Here is an 808-nt window from a genome sequence, read left to right on the forward strand (position 1 = left end):
GGATTATTGGGATTATTGGGATTATTGGGATTATTGGGATTATTGGGATTATTGGGATTATTGGGATTATTGGGATTATTGGGATTGTTGGGATTATTGGGATTGTTGGGATTATTGGGATTATTGGGATTGTTGGGATTATTGGGATTATTGGGATTATTGGGATTGTTGGGATTATTGGGATTATTGGGATTATTGGGATTGTCGGGATTATCGGGATTGTCGGGATTGTCGGGATTGTCGGGATTGTCGGGATTGTCGGGATTAGTTGGTTGGTTGGTAGTGACGATCGCACTATTACCTTGAGTGTAAGAATTTATGAAAGATTGGCCCTGAGTAATCGTACCCACAGGATTACTGGCGATCGCCCCAGCAGTACCGTTAGTCGTCGCATCTCCCACCGCAAAAGGTATCGGCGGATTGACATCGCCGCCGCCGTGGCGGATCGTAACTGTACCGGGTTGAGTGTCGCCAAGAGTCGAGACGCTAACAGGAGTAGCGTTTTGGTCAAAAGTACCCCTCACTCGAACTAAACCCGGAGTTGCGATCTCAACATTACCGCCCGGAGCATTTATGGATGCAACGCTGATATCATTTTGAGCGTTAAGATTTACTCTAGAAGTGCGATCGACACTAACAACAGGATTAACATTTATTCGCCCAATTGCGATTTCGTTCCCCGCTAAAATTCCGACACTTTCGGCAGCACTTATATTGCCAGTGTTGACAGTTCCCCTGCTGCTAGTTACATCAACTGCAACTCCCCGCAAATCCCTTGAATTTACATCGAGCGGCGCTGTCAAATTGA

At 45.9% G+C, this 808-nt stretch carries 1 pseudogene; it reads right to left on the reverse strand.

What is annotated here, in order from left to right:
* Window positions 1-808 (reverse strand): annotated as a pseudogene (locus QUA16_RS26455) (CHAT domain-containing protein); the annotation flags it as partial.

It is taken from the genome of Microcoleus sp. S13_C3 (assembly GCF_036700905.1).
GTDB lineage: Bacteria > Cyanobacteriota > Cyanobacteriia > Cyanobacteriales > Microcoleaceae > Microcoleus.